The 1,865-nt window shown below is 32.2% G+C and carries 2 protein-coding genes; one reads left to right on the top strand and one right to left on the bottom strand.

Annotated elements, in window-relative coordinates; all coding sequences use genetic code 11:
* Positions 1-165 precede the first annotated feature (165 nt).
* Positions 166-537, top strand: coding sequence for a VOC family protein (locus tag V7164_RS04940; RefSeq protein ID WP_335345951.1), 372 nt, complete (start codon positions 166-168; stop codon positions 535-537).
* 124 nt (positions 538-661) lie between these two features.
* Here V7164_RS04940 and V7164_RS04935 read toward each other — a convergent pair whose 3' ends face one another.
* Positions 662-1,732: a hypothetical protein gene (locus V7164_RS04935; RefSeq protein WP_335353504.1), complete on the bottom strand. Its 1,071-nt coding sequence runs from the start codon at positions 1,730-1,732 to the stop codon at positions 662-664.
* Positions 1,733-1,865 lie beyond the last annotated feature (133 nt).

The following is a 1,865-nucleotide window of genomic DNA, read 5'->3' as shown; positions in this document are numbered from 1 at the left end:
GCCAGATTGTTGAGTAACTCATTTTCGAAATAAATGGATATTTTGGGAAATATTGTGAATAAATACACTTATACTAAAGGAGCAGGTTAATTCAATAATCGGAAGGAAAAAGGTATATAGAAAGGGAACCTTTGATATACCAGATTAAATAAAGGAGAGAAGGCTATGAGTAAATCATTTATTGAACAAGTACATTATATTAGAATTCCTGTAAAAGATTTAGAACTGTCTGCTCAATGGTATAGAGATGTATTAGGACTCCAGTTATTAAACAGTACTGAGGAACTTGCGATTTTAAAAGTAAATGAAGGACCTTTTTTACTTATCTTAGTTCCTACCGAAGATGAAACATTTGCACATTTTACAATTGATAATAAACAAGAATTTAGCATTGGCTTTACAAGTCCAGAATTATCTAAATTTCATCAACACTTAATTGATAATCAAGTTAAGGTCGAGGATATAAAAGAAGATAATGGTCATGCCTTTTTCCACTTTTATGACCCAAATGGTAATAAACTTCAAGTACACTGGTAAGATTATAATAAATAAAATTACAATATTTTATTAACGGGTGCTTGAGTTCAATAACGATCTTCAACAATCGGGCGCTTTCCTGTAGTAGTAAGGATTGCGCCTTTGGTTTGTAAAACTAAAGATATTATTTATATTTCAAGATTGGTCCCTCAAAAGGCCAATTTCTTGAGTGTTTCTTCTTAGTCTTCGGTTTTACAAAATCCTCTGGCACATCTGCAATAATTGAATGGAGATCCTGATAATCCTGTTTTATGTTTTCAATATAAAAAAGTCCGCTATCAGTTTGTTTGGCTTCTTTAGTAAATTCCGTCCATAAATCAATATAAGGCTTTCCTATAACAGCAGCATTCCCCAACTTTTTTGGAAAGCCTCTCCACCATGTATCACCTATAGAAAACTTTGCCTTTCTCATTTCACCATAAAACGGTTGTAATTGGTCAGAAGCTTTTAACCAAAATCGCTTTAATTCCGTAGGCCATCCAGGCTGGTTCATTACCTCCTCTAAAAACTCCATAGTGATATAAGAAGCTCTAAAACCTTCACGTGTGGCACCTATTTTAGGTGGGATTTGAATCGTAATATAAGTAAATGGTTTACTGGGATACCAAACAATCACTTCATGTATGTGCTCGGATAAAAACTGAATAAAATGTTCTTTTCCTTTTTCGGCCAGTTTAAATTGTGGTGGCTCATAAATTCCATATCTTCTAGGTAATGCTTCAGGCAATGTTAATTCAATAAATTCTAAAAATTCTTTAAAACCATCTTTTATAAAAGTGTGGTCTTTCATGAACCACCATGTCATTTGGAGACAATCTGGATCATCTTTTACTTTAATGGTTTCTAGCCTTTTCACGCCCGTTGGAGAAGAAACTGTTCCTCGTTCATCAGAAATAATTCCATGTGATGATTGAGCAATGATTTTAGAAATTTTCTTAAGTATCGTAAATGCTTGTTTAGGTGCACCTAAGGGTTCTAAAATAATTTCTGTAAAATATTTAATGCCCGGAAGTTTGCCAACAACTTCTTCTGGTATATCTTCTTCCATGACTTCTTGAGGATTACCAATCATAATTTGCCAATTTGGACCTTCAAAGATGATTCCCTCATTCTTATGTTTAATACTTGCTTGGTTAAAAATTTCATTCTCAAATGAAGTTTTATTTACTGACCATATGCTAATGTCATAACTCATTTTTTCATCCTTACTCAATGTTATAATTCCATTTAATTCTATTGAGCTAATTACCATAATTAATTACTAAAACCATTCTAAATATGATTCATTTTATTATATCGAAAAATGATAACTTCTATTCAGTAAGCAT

The organism is Bacillus sp. JJ1474 (assembly GCF_036965225.1).
Lineage (GTDB): Bacteria > Bacillota > Bacilli > Bacillales > Cytobacillaceae > Cytobacillus.
This window is presented reverse-complemented; position numbering and strand designations above follow the sequence as displayed.